This is a genomic window from Pirellulales bacterium (assembly GCA_035546535.1).
Lineage (GTDB): Bacteria > Planctomycetota > Planctomycetia > Pirellulales > JACPPG01 > JACPPG01.
Genome location: DASZWQ010000181.1, coordinates 48920 through 64532 on the forward strand (window position 1 = coordinate 48920; position 15613 = coordinate 64532).

10 protein-coding genes are annotated in these 15613 nt (G+C 62.1%); 4 read left to right on the forward strand and 6 right to left on the reverse strand.

The annotated features are described in order from the left end of the window. Positions 1 to 36 precede the first annotated feature (36 nt). The 4 genes from hemL to VHD36_21155 form a co-directional block, all read right to left on the reverse strand. The gene (gene hemL / locus VHD36_21140) at positions 37 to 1320 is read right to left on the reverse strand and encodes a glutamate-1-semialdehyde 2,1-aminomutase (GenBank protein ID HVU89849.1); all 1284 of its coding nucleotides are present in this window, start codon (positions 1318 to 1320) and stop codon (positions 37 to 39) included. A gap of 88 nt (positions 1321 to 1408) precedes the next feature. Beyond that, on the reverse strand, positions 1409 to 2536 hold the full coding sequence (locus tag VHD36_21145; GenBank protein HVU89850.1) for a DUF1559 domain-containing protein: 1128 nt from the start codon (positions 2534 to 2536) through the stop codon (positions 1409 to 1411). Further along, a complete protein-coding gene (locus tag VHD36_21150; GenBank protein HVU89851.1) occupies positions 2511 to 5537 on the reverse strand; it encodes a VWA domain-containing protein in 3027 nt (1008 codons plus the stop codon). Before VHD36_21150 ends, VHD36_21145 begins: the two co-directional genes overlap by 26 nt. A gap of 132 nt (positions 5538 to 5669) precedes the next feature. Then, positions 5670 to 6617 (reverse strand): hypothetical protein, encoded by a 948-nt coding sequence (locus tag VHD36_21155; GenBank protein HVU89852.1) that lies wholly within the window; start codon positions 6615 to 6617, stop codon positions 5670 to 5672. A 164-nt stretch (positions 6618 to 6781) separates the two neighbouring features. On the opposite strand from VHD36_21155, the gene VHD36_21160 reads away from it, so the two are divergent. After that, on the forward strand, positions 6782 to 7006 hold the full coding sequence (locus tag VHD36_21160; GenBank protein HVU89853.1) for a hypothetical protein: 225 nt from the start codon (positions 6782 to 6784) through the stop codon (positions 7004 to 7006). 155 nt (positions 7007 to 7161) lie between these two features. On the opposite strand, the gene VHD36_21165 is transcribed toward VHD36_21160, so the two are convergent. Beyond that, entirely contained in the window at positions 7162 to 8226 is a 1065-nt protein-coding gene (locus VHD36_21165; protein ID HVU89854.1) for a class I fructose-bisphosphate aldolase, read from the reverse strand. A gap of 139 nt (positions 8227 to 8365) precedes the next feature. Further along, positions 8366 to 10699, reverse strand: a complete 2334-nt coding sequence (locus VHD36_21170) for a DUF4159 domain-containing protein (protein HVU89855.1) — start codon at positions 10697 to 10699, stop codon at positions 8366 to 8368. Positions 10700 to 11207: 508 nt separating this feature from the next. Between VHD36_21170 and VHD36_21175 the strand changes: the two genes are divergently transcribed. From VHD36_21175 to VHD36_21185, 3 genes are all read left to right on the forward strand, one after another. Next, the gene (locus VHD36_21175; protein ID HVU89856.1) at positions 11208 to 12164 is read left to right on the forward strand and encodes a MoxR family ATPase; all 957 of its coding nucleotides are present in this window, start codon (positions 11208 to 11210) and stop codon (positions 12162 to 12164) included. 133 nt (positions 12165 to 12297) lie between these two features. Next, positions 12298 to 13194 carry a DUF58 domain-containing protein gene (locus tag VHD36_21180; GenBank protein HVU89857.1) on the forward strand — a complete coding sequence of 299 codons (897 nt, stop codon included), beginning with the start codon at positions 12298 to 12300 and terminating at the stop codon, positions 13192 to 13194. 100 nt (positions 13195 to 13294) lie between these two features. After that, positions 13295 to 15454: a BatA domain-containing protein gene (locus tag VHD36_21185; protein HVU89858.1), complete on the forward strand. Its 2160-nt coding sequence runs from the start codon at positions 13295 to 13297 to the stop codon at positions 15452 to 15454. Positions 15455 to 15613 lie beyond the last annotated feature (159 nt).

The following is a 15613-nucleotide window of genomic DNA, read 5'->3' on the forward strand; positions in this document are numbered from 1 at the left end:
TTCCAAGCCGATGACCGCGAATGATTCGCGAGAGGGTTACAGTCGCGACAAGACTTCCCGCGCCTCGGCGATCGTAGCGTCGATGTCTTCGTCGCTATGGGCTGCCGAGATGAAAAGCGCCTCGTACTGGCTGCAAGGCATGTAAATGCCTCGGTCGACCAACTCCCAGAACCAACGGGCAAAACGCTTGGTGTCCGAGTGGCTAGCTTGCTCCCAGTTGGCGACCGGCCGCGGGTTGAAGAATAGTGTCATCATACTTCCGACGCGCGCGACTGTACACGAAATTCCGGCGGCCTCGGCCGCCTCGCACAGCCCGGTTTCCAGCCGGTGGCCGAGCTTTTCGAGCCGGGCGTAAGGGGGCTGATCGCGGAGGATTTTGAGCGTGGCAATGCCCGCCGCCGTGGCCAGGGGATTGCCGCTGAGCGTGCCGGCCTGAAACACTTTGCCGGCCGGCAGGATGTGGTCCATGATTTCGGCCCGCCCGCCATAAGCACCCACTGGCAAGCCCCCCCCGACGATTTTGCCCAGCGTCGTCAGGTCGGGCGTGATGCCGAAGATCGTTTGCGCGCCGCCGTAAGCCACGCGGAAACCGGTCATCACTTCGTCGAAAATCAATACCGCGCCGGCCTTGGCTGTTGCCGAGCGCAGCGTGGCCAGAAACTCGGGCGTGGGAATCACGCAGCCCATGTTGCCCACGACCGGTTCCAGAATCACGCCGGCGATGCGCGCGCCATGCTCGGCGAAGGCGCGCTCGACGCCGGCGATGTCGTTGTATTCGAGCACGAGTGTATCGCGCGTCGTGCCGGCCGTGACGCCGGGCGAGTTGGGCACGCCGAGCGTGGCCGCGGCGCTGCCGGCGGCCACGAGCAAGCTATCGACGTGGCCGTGGTAGTTGCCGGCGAATTTCACGATCACGTCACGGCCCGTATAACCGCGCGCCAGGCGAATGGCGCTCATCGTGGCTTCGGTGCCGGAGCTGACCAGCCGGACCTTCTCGACCGACGGAACGGCATCAACGATCAATTCAGCCAACTCGCTTTCGGCCAGCGTCGGCGCGCCAAAGCTCGTGCCGCGCCGAATGGCGGCGGAGAGCGCTGCTTCGACCGCCGGATGACAATGCCCCAGGATCATCGGGCCCCAGGAGCCGATGTAATCGAGGTAGCGGCGGCCGTCGATGTCGAAAAGGTACGCGCCTTCGCCGCGCTCGATAAACAACGGTTCGCCGCCGACCGCGCCATAGGCGCGGGCCGGGCTGTTCACGCCGCCAGGAATCAGCTCTTTGGCCCGGGCAAAGGCCGCCCGACTCTTCTCATAGGGCACGAAAACGTTCTCCTTCGCTTGTCGGCGGTTGTAGGGCGGGCACTGCTGGAGAATCCATCGGTAGAACGGCGCGCCACGAGCGCATAGCTTACGGCATTTCCACGGGTTCGCTGCCGGCGCGTGTCGACAGCGCTTGCCAGACGGCCAGGTCAATGTTCGTGGCGATAAACCGCGCGCTGCCGTCGCAGGCCAGCAGGTTGACGCCCGACGGGTGATTGCTGCGCGCGGCCATGAAGCCCTTTTGCTGCGCCTGGTTCATGCAATCGTAAGTAGTGGCGTTTGGCCCGTAAAAGTGGTTGTACAGCGTGTTGCCGTAGTTGCCAAGAATCCATTTTGCGCTGCGCGTGCTGTACCAATCGCCGGTAGCCAGCGTGGCGCAATTCAGGACGCTGGCGTCGATGCCGTTGCCCAGCTCCAGGACGTAATACGCCGCGTCAGATTGGGATAGCGTCGGCACGTTGAGCGTCAGGCCAGTGCCCAGCATGCGCTCGCTGAAGGCCGCGGTGTGCGACGAGCCGTCGACCAGATCCGCGAAGCGCACCGCCGAGGTGAGATAGAAAACGCCATCGGCGCTGACGAGCGTCCCGTTGTCGACCGTTCCGCTGCCGGTATTTGCCACGTAATTGGTGCCGCCGAAAGTCGAGCCGGGCACTTGCCCCTCGGCCGGGTCGCTGGGGCACTGCAAGACGCGCACCGCTTGCGCAGCCGCCGCGGCGTTGTTCGCGCCACTGTACGTCACTCCGGCAATTCCCAAAGTCGTCGGCGCCGATTTCAAGTCGAGCTGCCCGTACAACCCGTTCTGCTCGACGTAGGGCAGAATGTATGCTTGGGGTGAAAACACCAGTGGTGTCGGGCCACCACGGCCGGCGGGAAAATGCTGCTGGGCGTCGTAGCACTCGAGTAGCGCCAGCCCCAATTGCTTGAGATTATTGGCGCAGGATACGCGGCGGCTACTCTCGCGGGCCGCTTGCACGGCCGGCAGCAAGAGCGCGATCAAGAACCCGATGATCGCGATCACGACCAGCAGCTCGACGAGTGTGAACGCCGCGCGGCGCAGGCGGTTATTGTTTTGCGGATCGTTGGTCCTGGAGAAGAATCGCATGAGGCTGCCCGTTACGCGCTCGTCATTCTCGTACGCTCGATTGTATTCGCCGGCCCGAGCAAAGCGACCCTGGGGCGCGTGCTCGAACTTATCGATGCCGCCCCGGCGGCCCATCCCAGACTTGCTTTTTGGCTTTCAAGAGGCGGCTGGTGTAGCTTTCTTCGGCCGGTGGGGCGGCTGTAGCGACGGCCGCCGGCTCGGGCTGCGCAGCGGTTTTTGGCGGTGCTTCGGCATCGAGCATTGCTGCTGTCGCCGCCTGTGGCACCTCGCCCAGCGGCTCATAACGCGCGCCGGCCCGCGCTTGCTCCAAGCGTTCGGCGATTTCGGCTTTGCGGCTTCGCAGTCGATCCATGTACTCCGTGGGCGCGACCGCCGGCTTGCGGCGCAACAGCCAGTTGCGGGCCGTCGCCGCCACATGCGGAGCCCAGGAGAGATTCACCGCCACGCGCCGCAAGAAGATGTCGAAGAAGAATAAGCAGCCCGCTGCGAACACGAGCAGATGCCAGACACCCTGCCGGCGCGCGGCCGGGGGCAGGTCGCGGCGAAAACTATTCACTGCAAATAGCGACTCGCGCCCGCGCGGGTCCGCGAGCGCGCCAGACATCATCTGCCCCGCTCGTCCTCCGGGCGGGGTCAATTCGGCGATTGAGTCGAGCAGTGCGATGTTCGCCTCGCGGTCGCGAAACTCGGCCGAGTAGGGGACGTTAATGCCCGCCCGGATCGGCGCCAGCCCTGGTCCGGGGCTGATCATGGCGAAATAGCTGCCGGTCTCGTTGGCCTCGAATTCGCCGACGTAGCGTCCCGGCGAAATCTGTTCCAGTTGCACCTCGCGCGGCTCGGAGTCGGGCCCGACGACGCTGCCGGTCAGATCGAGAAAGTTCAAGAACTCATCCTGGCTGTCGAGCGCCGTGACGAACAATTTGACCCGGTTCCCTTCGACGTCGGTGGCGATCGTAAATTTGCCACTGTCATTCACCGGCCGCATCGACCAGCGGACCAGTTGCGTAAAGAACTTGTCGTAGTCGGGCCAGGCGGTCCACTGGGTGGCCCACCGTGCGCCGTCGTCGGTGGTGAAGGCCACGGCGCGCCCCAGCCCGTAGGTCCACGTGCCGAGGACCGTGGAATTCGTCTCTTCCGCATCGACCGGCGCCACGATCACTTGTTCGACGAGTGGATTGTCCTTGAGCGTCGTCCGCACGAAGCCTGTCAGCGGGGGGAGCGCGCCAGAGAGGCCGCTGACGATTTCGTGCGGATAACGGATGACGGGCTGGAAGCCGGAAGCCTTTTCGTAGATCACCGAGCGCGAAACGCGCATCGCCTCTTTCATGAAGATGCGTGGAATCACGCGCGGGTTGTCGACCTTGTAGAACTTGCCTCCGCCGGCGTTGGCGATGCGCCCCATCAGGTCGATATCGGCGTCATCGCCCACGGCCACGGCCGTCACCGTGATGCGGCGTTTGCGCATGTCGGCGGCCAACTCGGGGTAACCGCTTCCCTCGGTGCGGCCGTCGGTCAGCACGATCATGTGCTTGACGGCAGCGTCGACTTTGTCGAGCGCGCGAAATCCTTCCCGCATGCCGGGCGACAAGTTGGTGCCGCCGCCGTTGCCGATTTCGGCGATGTGGTCCAAAGCGCGACCACCGTCGCCAACCTTCAACAGCGGCACGATCCATTGGTACTCGCCATCGAAGGCAATGACGCCGACCTGGTCGCGTTCGCCCAACGTGCGCACGGCGGCGGCCGCGGCCATCTTGCTCATGGCCAGCTTTTCGCCCGCCATCGAGCCCGATCGATCGAGCACGATCATCAGCGCCCCACTGGGCACGACCTTCAGGTTCTTTACCTGGAAATCGACCGGCATCGCCTTTTCGATCGTCGTATTGGTCCAACCGCCGGCGCCGAAGCTGCGCGGGCCGCCCAGCATTACCAGGCCGGCGCCGGTCAGCTCGGTATTGCGGGCCAGCAGCTTCATCTGGTCGTCGTTGAAATGCGTCAGCCGCGCGGCGTCTTCGCCGTCGGACCGCGGGACGTTGGCCAGGATGACGGTGTCGAAAGCTTGCAACTCGGCCATGGTCTGAAACAACTGATTGTCCGGCTGCACGGTCACTTCCAGGTTGTTGTTTCGCAATCGGTCAACCAGGTGCGCGTGCTCGCCCCGATTCTCCATGCTTTCGATCAACAGCACGCGGCCGCTGCCGCGCACGTGCGTGAACGTCGTCGCCCGGTTGTTCTGCGACATCGCGTCGTCTGCGGCATCATCGGGCACGAATCGTGCTTCGTACGTGTAGAAATCAGGCTGGTCGATCTCTTGCCGGATCGTGAACACGTTTTTGCCCGGCGAAAGCGCGACCTGCTCGCTCGATAGCTCGATTGGCTGATCGCTGGTGCGCTCGAGCACCCGCAGCCGGCCGGCAACCTTGCCGGTATCGTTCGTGTTATTGACGACGATGCGCAGGTCAAAGGGCTGCCCTTTGCGAATGTCGGGGGGCACCGTGATTTTTTCGACCAGCACTTCCCCGCGCGACTGATAGCGCACCGGCACAACATCGATGCCGATCCCGGCGGCCGAGGCCGCCTGCGCCTCGTCGAGAGCGCTTCCGAGATTCTGATTGCCGTCGCTCACGAGCACGATGCGCTTGGCGGCGTCGTACGGAAAGGTCGCTTCGGCCAGCTTGATCGCCGCCGCGATGTCCGTGAATGAGGGATCGAGCTGGCTTTCCACGCGCCGCGCGATCCGCACCTGCTCGGCCGAGGGAGGAACTTCGATGCCCGCCTCGTGGCCGAAAACGATAACACCGGCCATGTCGCGCGGCGTGCGCTGCTCGGCGATCGCGGCATCGACGTAGTCGATCATCGCCTGGCGATCTTCGGGCGGAATGCTCGACGACTGATCGAGCAAATAGACGACGGCCACGCGGTCGGTCGAATGGACGATTTCGAGCTCGGCCAGGGCTAGCACGAAAAGCGCTACGACGAGCGCGCGCATGAGACAAACCAGCAGTTTCCGCACGCGCCCCATCGCCCCCAGGCTGCGCTGGCCGATCCACCACACCAGTGGGATCGTGGCCAGCAGCGCCAACCAGGCAGGACTGTCGAAAGAGATTCCGTAGGACATCCGTCACGACCGTTCGAGAAGCGGCGGGAAAGCACGCGTCAATAGAGCTGCCATTACCCTCTCGCGGGTCATTATATCGCGCCGGAATCGAGACAGCCTATTCTGCGAAGGTTTCTTAACGCGACGGAATCGCTAATCGAAACCAAAGGGCCACGGTGCGGGTGGGGACGTCGGTTTTGCGATCTTGGGAGTTAGCCGTGTGAATAGACGCCTCTCGCGAATCGTCGCGATTTCGTCGTCGGTAAGTTCGCATTCGGCAATCCAGAGTTCGAGAAGCTTTGGGCACTGCTTCAGGAAGGACAATCCGGAGCCGCCTATTGGGCTGTTTCCAACCGTAAGGCGCTCTAAACGTGGTGCGGCGTGCAGAATCGCGATCAAGCCTGCGTTTGAAATCCTGGTGTCACTGATGGAGCACGATTTCAACTGAAGTAAGGCGGGAAGGCTTTGTACATGCGCGTCGGTGAACCCTCGGCCGCGAACATGGAGCTCCTTCAAGTCGGTTGCCTGTGAAAGCGGCACGAGGCTCTTATTCGTCCAATCGGCAGATTCTGCCTGAGATGACCCCCGTGAATCTTTCCGTAACCACAATGTTTCGAGATGCGGAACTTTGGCAGCGGCCGCCACGAGCGCATCGGATAACTTTGCGGAGTCACGAAGATCAAGTTGCCGCAAGCTCTGCTCCGGCAGACGGCTGAGCACAGCGAGGTTCTCTACGGTGAAGTCAGGCTGTCCCCAAAACCCGATGCGCTTCAGGTATGGAAGCTGGGTAGCCAAGGCAAGTGATTTGTCTAAATCCTTGGGGTCGGGCACGGTGACCCTAGCGACGTGCCATTCCAGATCGAGATCGAGCCAGCGTTCGAACCAGGTGCGATGCTCGCGCAAGGGGACGCCTTCGACGTCGCCAATCGCATATTGTACTGAGGCGCCCAGGCGAACGAGTTCCGCGGAGACGGCTTTTTCGTCGCGGGCGCGCTTCACCTTCACGCCCACGAATGCCACGCCCACCGCGACGAGCGTGGTGATGAGGAAAAGGCCGCGCAGTGTGAATCCGAACAGCGGTCCGGTTGGTCGCAGGCGCATGTCTCGATTCTACCAGGGCCGCGTGGTTGCCCCATAATGCCATTCCGCACCGCGGTTTCCGAAGCTGAACTTTTCGCCACCTTGTTTGACACCTCGGGCTCGCCCGTTAGCATGAGGGCTAGTGTTTTTCCAGGAGCCAGTTTTCGTGCAACGGAGAGTTTGCCATGAGCAAAGGATTGAAGATTCGCGTGATCGCGGCGTCGATCGTCGTCGCCGGCTGCGTCTGTGCCGCAGGCTGGGTTGCCACCGCAAATCATGAAGACACAAAATCGACCACGGGATCAACGCCGTCTTCGGCCACGTCGGTGAGCGCGAAAAAGGCGTCCAGCGACGACCTGGCTCGCCGCTACCGTCGCGTCGTGCGCCGCCGCACGGTCGTGGTGATCTAAGCAGTGTCCACTTCGCCGCGCCACACGGCGCGGTAGCGAGTAGCAATGACAAAGGCCCGCGGCGAGATTCGCCGCGGGCCTTTTATTTTTGGTCGAGGATGCCGATTTCTGGTGCCCGCAGGGCACCCTACTGCCCTCTGCCGACTGCCCGCTATCTATGCCACCGTGACGTTCTTATCGAGATAGACGTCCTGGATCTTGTTCAACAGTTCGATGCCGTCTTTCATGGGGCGTTGGAATGCCTTGCGACCGCTGATCAGGCCGGTGCCGCCGGCACGCTTGTTGATCACGGCGGTGCGCACGGCATCGACCAGGTCGTGCTTGCCCGATGCGCCGCCTGAGTTGATCAGTCCGGCGCGTCCCATGTAGCAATTGACGACCTGGTAGCGCGTCAGATCGATCGGGTTATCGGTCGACAGCTGGGTGTACATCCGCTCGTCGTACTTGCCGTAGCTCTCGCCGCCGGTGTTGAGGGCCTTGTAGCCGCCGTTATTCTCGGGGAGCTTCTGCTTGATGATGTCGGCCTGGATCGTTACGCCCAGGTGATTGGCCTGGCCTGTCAGGTCGGCCGACACGTGATAGTCCTTGTCCTTCTTGAAGGCCTTGTTGCGCAAGTAGCACCACAGCACGGTGGCCATGCCCAACTCGTGGGCGTGATCGAAGGCCTTGGCCACTTCGACCAACTGGCGATCGCCGTCTTCCGAGCCGAAGTAGATCGTTGCCCCGACGGCCGCAGCCCCCATGTCATAAGCGCGCTGGATCGTGCCGAACATGATCTGCTCAAATTTATTCGGATACGTCAGCAGTTCGTTGTGATTGAACTTCACGAGGAAAGGAATCTTGTGCGCGTACTTGCGGGCGACGCTGCCCAAGACGCCAAACGTCGAGGCCACGGCGTTGCAGCCCCCCTCGATCGCCAGGCGGACGATGTTCTCCGGATCGAAGTATTCGGGGTTGGGTGCGAACGACGCACCGGCCGAATGCTCGATACCCTGGTCCACGGGCAGGATCGACATATAACCGGTGCCGGCCAGGCGGCCGTGATTGTGCATCCAGGCCAGGTTGCCGATCACGCGCTGATTGCGATCGCTGGGGACAAAGATGCGGTCGACGAAATCGGGTCCCGGCAGGTGCAGTTGCTCCTTGGGAACCGTCGTGCAGCGATGTTCGAGCAGTTTCGTGGCGTCAGGCCCCAACAGTTTCACAATCCATTCGCTCATCAGGACACCTCCGGCGTGACGGCCGATATCTGGTGGAGATCAGGTTCGGAACGAAGCGTACGTCGAATGGCCCGTAGTATAGACAATCGTGGGCGTTTCGTCGCGGCGTGAGGGCACACGCGTTGTGAAATAAGGGCTCTTACTGATGCAGCGCGTAGAGCACGACGTTCAACCCCAGCCGGGCCGCATCGTCGCGCGAGTAGCCGGGGCATTCCAGCGAGTCGTGCCGTTCGAGCGCGCAGCTCAGATCGTATTTCGAGAACAGCACCGCGTACCGATCGCCCAGCTTCAGCCCTTCCAACTCGGGCTCGGCCTGGCGTACGTGGGCCTTGAGGGGGCCGCCGGGGGCTTGTCGCTGCGGCTCGCGACGCTCGAGCGTCTTTAGCTCGAAGCCGCCGTACTTGTCGGTGAAAACTTCATCCGTGGGCGGCAGTCGCGCGAGCGGTTGGTCGGGAAAAATCGCGGCCATCTCTTGCCGCATCGAGTTGGCGAATTCTTCGCTCGAACAGATGGCGTCGGCCACCAACACGCCGCCACGCTCGAGATATGTTTTCAGCCGCTTGCGTTCGGTCTCGTTCAAGTGAAACGCATTGCGGCCGTGCATGAAGATGACGGGAAAATCGAAAACGCGCTCTTCGGAGAGCGTCACCTCGCGGGCGTCGGTATTGGCGCGCAGGCCCAACTCGCCTGACACGTAACGCAGCAGGTTCGGCAGGGCCATCGGCGCGGCGTTCCAGCCGCCGCCATGCTTGATCGTGGCGATGTACAGCTTTGCCCGGCCGACCGAATCCTCGGGCGCGGTCTCGGCCAACTGCGGCAGGTCGAGCTTGTACTTCGGCTCGCGATTCGTGGCGTAGGACAACACATTCACACCGATCGCGCGCGCCGCTGCGATCCGCCCTTCGATCTCGGCCGGATACTTCTTTTCCTTGATCAACTCGCGGCCCGGTCGGGCCAACTCCCAATAGCAGGACAGGTTCTCCGGGCAGTACATGACGCTAGTGCGGCAGCCGACGTCGACGCCCCACAGCGGCCGCACATAGCGCGGATCGACCGGCTCTTCCGACGACCAGACCGCATGCTCCGGCGGTAAAAGGTGCAGGCGATGGTCCGGCTCGGGAAACATACGATCGATGAGAATGCGGAAGCCCCGATCGAAGTCCGCGCCATCGCACACCGCGTCGGCAAAGATGAAGCCGCCGCGATTGACGTATTCGCGCAACTTGGCGACGTCGTCGTCCGAAAGGTTGGGCGCCTGCGTGCCGTTAAGGTACAGGATCGGCGCCTCGATCAGATCGTCGCTCGTGGCGGCGTCAACGTCGATCACTTGCCAAGTGAGATCACGATTCCACCGCTTCTCCGTATACGAGACAAGGTTCGCCAGATCGCGGCGATGATGATTCCAGTCTTCCTGCGGTCCGAAGCGGATCTTCGCGGCCACGATCGGGCGGCGCCCCTTGGCCAGAAACAAAAGCGCCAGGCTGGTGCCGATGTGCGAATCGTTCTCGCCCAGGCCGGTGCCGCGCCAAAAGCCCGAGATATCTTCCTGCAGATTGATCAGCCAATCGGCCCCCTCACGATACCAGTCGTGCTGGCCGATGAACCGATGATTCGTCAAGCGGCCGGTGCGTTCCAGGCCATAGAGATAATAGAGGAGAAAAGCGCGCGGATCGTCGCCAGGATTGACGCGTACCGAAAAGTGCTTTCCCAGCCATTCGAGGGCCCGATCGACCGATTTTTCGACTTCCTGCGGCTGGCAGCATTTCACCTGGTCGCCCTCGACCTTGGCATCGCCTTCATCAAGGATGTCGTGGGCCATCACCATGGCGCCAATGCCGGCGCAGGTCATGCTGCCGGAGCCACTGCCGGGATCGGTCGGCTTATAGCTCCACGAACCGTCGGGCCGCTGCGCGTTTTCCCAGTATTTTTGGGCCAGTCGCCACGTCTGGATGCTGGCCGGCACGCCCGCCCGATGCGCTTCGTACAGGGCCAGCACGGCGAATTGCGAATTGGAGTTGTCACCGTGCCCTTCGGGATAACCCCATGAGCCGCGGAATTTTTCGCTCCCTTTCTCGCGCTTTTGCTGGTCTTGGAGCCACAGAACATTGCGCCGAATCAGCGGTGCATCTACTACGGGGTCGGCGATGCTCAAGACCATCGTCTGCAGGCAGACGACGTAGTTGAACTTGGGCGGAATCTTGCGCAGGTAGGCCAACGCGTCGCGTATTTGCGGATCGTCGGCCGGCACGCCGGAATTCAATAGCGCGAGCGTGGCCAAGGCCGTCACGCCGCCGGCCAGCGTCGGGTGCTCGGGCCACGACCCGTCGCGGCGCTGCTCACGTTTCAAATAGCCCACGCCGCGATCGATCGCCTGGCGCACTTGCTCGGCCGTGATCTCGGCGCGCGCGCGGGGGGCCAGAACGCCCGCGATGATACCGGTGAAGAGGAGCCAACGCGAAAAACGCCGCCGCATCCGTGGCCTCGCAAGAAGTGACACTTCGCCGTCATTTGCGGCCTGCATTCTGTGCATTTTACGGCTACAAGTTCGCGGCGGCAACGCGGCGGTGATTGGCGCGCGCTTGCGACAGTGGCGGCAACGCGGCGGATTCCCCACGAACAAGTCCCGCGGGCAATACGTAACCGACGCCATGCGTCGTCTTCTTCGGCTGGCGAAAGAGCGACGGTCGTGCGGAATTTTCCGTTGCTCGCGCGTATGGCCGCGGGGCAAAGGCCCGTAATGCACGCCCAGCAAGGGCGCGGCCCGCCCCTCGTTGCTCGCTTGGATGCTTGCCAGCTAGAATGAAAATATGCGGCTTTCTCTCGCAGTTTGCCCGCGGGCACTCTTGGCGAAGGAAGCCGCCCTCACGTCGATGGCCGGAACGCAATCCCACATCTCTCACCAAGGACAGGCGTTGAGCACCAAATCCACCCATCGCAACCTGGGCGAAGTTCTTGTGGAATTCAGCCAGCATCGGCGCTTGATGCAGGAGGAATTGCAAAAGGTCATCATCGGTCAGGACGAAGTCATCGAACAACTGTTCGCCGCCATCTTCACCAGTGGGCATTGCCTGCTGGAAGGTGTGCCGGGCCTGGCCAAGACGTTGATGGTCAGCACGCTGGCCAAGATTCTCGACGTCACCTTCAAACGCATTCAGTTCACGCCCGACTTGATGCCGTCGGACATCACGGGCACGAACGTCTTGGAAGAAGACGAGCAAGGGCGCCGGCACTTCCGCTTTGTCGAGGGGCCGATCTTTACGAACATCCTGCTGGCCGACGAGATCAATCGCACGCCGCCGAAGACGCAGGCCGCGCTCCTGCAAGCGATGCAGGAGCGGGAAGTCTCGGTCGGGCAACAAACGTACAATCTGCCGGAACCATTTTTCACGATCGCCACGCAAAACCCGATCGAGCAAGAAGGGACCTACCCGCTGCCCGAGGCGCAGCTCGACCGGTTCATGTTCAATATCAAGGTCAACTACCCGACGAAGGCCGAAGAGGAGCAAATCCTGGCTGCCACGACGCGCGGCGAAAAGCCCGAGGTGCGGCGAGTCTTGTCGGGCAAGGCGATCGTCAATCTGCAAAAGCTGGTGCGCTCGGTGGCCGTGAGCGAATACATCATTAAATACGTATCGAATCTGGTGCGAGCCACACGGCCGAAGGACGAATCGGCCCCCGACTTCGTCAAGGAACTCGTCGACTGGGGCGCTGGCCCACGCGCTGGGCAATTCTTGATTCACGGCGGCAAGGCCCTGGCGGCGATGGAAGGGCGCTTTTCGGTTGCGATCGACGACATCAAGAAAGTGGCCGTGGCCGTGTTGCGGCATCGCGTCAGCACGAATTTCCAGGCCCAAGCCGAAGGAATGAACACCGAAGACGTGATCAAGAAACTGCTCGACGTCATCCCCACGCCGGAGATTCCCAAGTTTCAGGGTTGAGGGGGGAAAGAGAGGATTGCCACAGAGGGGAAAAATGATGAATGCAAAATGATGACTGATGAACGGGTGAATACGGCAGTGCATTTCGTATTCATCACTCTGCATTCTTACTTTTGCATTTCTTTTCCGGACTATGTCTGTCGCTGAAAAATATCTGAAGCCGGAGGTGGTGCGCGAGATTTCGCGTCTGGACCTGCGCGCGCAGTTTATCGTCAAGGGCTTCTTGCAGGGCCTCCACTCCAGCCCTTTTCAAGGTTTCTCGGTCGAGTTCAGCGAGCATCGCAAGTACACGGCCGGCGACGACCCGCACGATATCGATTGGCTGGTCTACGCCAAGACTGACAAGTACTACATCAAGAAGTTCGAGGCCGAGACGAACATCACCGGCTACCTGGTGATGGACCTGAGCCGATCGATGGCCTACACGTACCGGCAAGAGCTGTCGAAGTTCGACTATTCGATCTGCCTGGCCGCGGCGCTGTGCTACCTGATGGTGCATCAGCAAGACCCGGTCGGCTTGATCACGTTCGACGAAAAGATCCGCCACAGCCTGCCGCCGCGTTCGAAACGGACGCAGTTGGGCAACATCTTGTCGTTGCTCGCGAATTTGAAGCCAACCGGCAAGACCGACATCGCCAAGAGCCTGATCCAGATCGCGGCCATGATGCGGCATCGCAGCCTGATCATGTTGTTTTCCGATCTGTTGGCCGATCCCGAGCCGATCATGCACGCGCTGCACCGGCTGCGCCATGGTGGGCATGACGTGATCCTGTTTCACGTCTTGGACGAGGCCGAGGTGCGCTTCCCGTTCGACGGGCTGGTCGAGTTCGAAGAGCCCGAGTCGAGCGAGCGCTTGACGCTCGACGCCGATGGCTTCAAGGCCGATTACATCGCCGAAATGAACCGCTTTCGCGAGCGCTACAAGCGCGAGTGCTTTCAGAGCGGAATCGATTACGTTCCCCTCGACACAAGCATGCGTTTCGATCGGGCCCTCACCGGTTACCTGATCAGCCGCCGTGCGAGATGCTGATGAAATAGCGGGCAGTGGGCAGAGGGCAGTCGGCAGTAATGTGGAGCTTCGCCTCGCTTATTTACCTGCCTGCTGCCTTCTGCCCACTGCCGACTAATTTATGGACTTCCTTAATCCCACGATTCTGGCTGGCGCGGGCCTGGCGGCCGTTCCGGTGGTGCTGCATTTGATCATGCGGCAGCAACCGCGGTTGCTGGAGTTTCCGGCGCTGCGCTTTCTACAAGCGCGGCAGCAGTCGAATCGGCGCAGCATGCGGCTGCGGCATTGGCTGCTGTTGGCGTTGCGCGTAGCGGCGATTTGCTTCTTGGCTTTGGCACTGGCGCGGCCGAGCATCAACGCCTCGGGCGTGATCGGCGATCAGGAAGCACCGACGGCCGCGGCGCTAGTGTTCGATATCGCGCCGCGGATGAGCTATCGGCACGAGAACAAAACCCGGCTCGAAGCGGCCGAGGAAACGGCCTTATGGCTGTTGCCGCGGCTGCCCGCCGACAGCCAGGTGGCGGTTGTCGACGCATCTCCCGGCGAGCCCACGTTCCAGATCGACATGAGCACGGCACGGCAGCGCATCGCGCGGATGGAAACGACCGGCCTGGGGCGACCACTCCCCGAACTGGTGGAAAGCGCCGTGGCGCTCTTGAAGAAGAGCGAGCTGCAGCGGAAGGAGATCTACGTCTTTACGGACCTGGCGGCCACGGCCTGGAGCACCGATACGCCGGATCGGCTGACGCGCACGCTGGCCGAACTGCCCGGCTTGGCGCTGTACGTCATCGACGTCGGAGTGCTCGAGCCGCGCGATTTGTTCCTGGGCGAGTTGCAGTTGTCCAGCCAGGTCTTGGCGCGCAACAGCCCGCTGCACGTCGTGAGCGAACTCGATTCGTTGAACATGTCGGGGGATGCGGTGGTCGAAATGTACCTGGCCGACAACGAAGGCCAGATGCAAAAGCGCGGCGAGCAGAACGTCAACTACACGCCCGGCAGCACGCAAGCTCTCGATTTCGCGGCGCCGGGGCTGGACGTGGGGACGCACCAGGGCTACGTGCGGATCGTGGGCGAAGACAGCTTGCCGATCGACAACCAGCGTTTTTTCACCGTCGAAGTCAAGCCGCCGTGGCGCGTGCTGGTGGCGGCGGCGCCGCCGGCCGACTATCACGCCGCCAATTTCGTCGAGGCGCTCGCGCCGGCCGACTTTCGCCGCAGCGGGCACGCCCGCTTCGAGTGCGAGATTGTCGACTTTGCCGAACTGGGGCGCCGCCCGCTCGAATCCTTCGCTGCTGTGTGTTTGCTCGATCCGCCCCCGCTGGTGGAGAGCACCTGGCGACAGTTGTCCGATTACGCCCGGGCCGGTCATGGCGTGGGAATCTTTCTCGGGCCCAATGTCGAGCAGCAATTCGCCAGTTTCAACACTGAGGCGGCGCAAGAGCTGTTGCCGGGCCCGTTGGATTTCGTCGCGCGGTTCCCGGAAGGGACGAATTACTTAAGCACGAAAAATGACCAGCATCCGATCCTGGCCAAGTTTCGGCCGCGGCGCGGCTCGGTACCCTGGGAGGAATTTCCCGTGTATCGCTTCTGGCAATTCCAGCGCCTGCAGGAAGGCGTGGCCACGGTGATGTCGATGGCGGGTGGGCAACCGGCGCTGTTGGAAAAGCCGATCGGCAAAGGGCACGCGCTGACGCTGGTCACGCCCGCCTCGGAGCTGGCCGAGATTTCCGAGGACAATCGCTGGAATCAGTTGTGGGGCGCGGGGGCGTGGCCTTTCTTTACTTTGACCAACGAACTGATGCTGTACCTGGTCGGTGGCAACGACGAACAACTGAACTACCTGGCCGGCCAGACCGCGGTGGTGCCGGTCGATCAGGAGAAGCGATTTCCGACGTTCCTGGTAACGACGCCCGACGGCGAAAGTATTCGCCAGGCCCCAAACCAGCAAAACACGGTGGTGGTCGCGGCTACCCAGTTGCCGGGGAACTATCGAGTGCGCGCCGGCGGCGACAAGGACGGCGTCAACCAAGGGTTCAGCGTGAACCTCGCGCCCGAAGCAAGCCAGCTCAAGCGAATCGATGAGGCGGAGTTGAAGCGGCTGTTCGGCGAACAGACGTTTCACGTCGCGCGCAGCCACGAACAAATCGACCGGCACGTCAGCCTCGACCGCGTCGGTCGCGAGCTATTCCCGCTGTTGATCGCCGTGGTGGCCATTGTCCTGGGCGTCGAACAGGTGCTGTCGAACCGCTTCTACCGCGAAGCCCAGGCCGTGAAAGAGTGAGCAAGATGATAAATGCAAAATGCAGAATGACAGTAGTGCCAAGTTTGGCGGATTGATATAGGTGAACGCAAGGCTCCTCTTGTACATGACTTGTGTCCAGCAGGTCACTTCCAAGGAGGGAGCCATGCGTTCAAGGGTGAGTCATACCATAACGAGCCA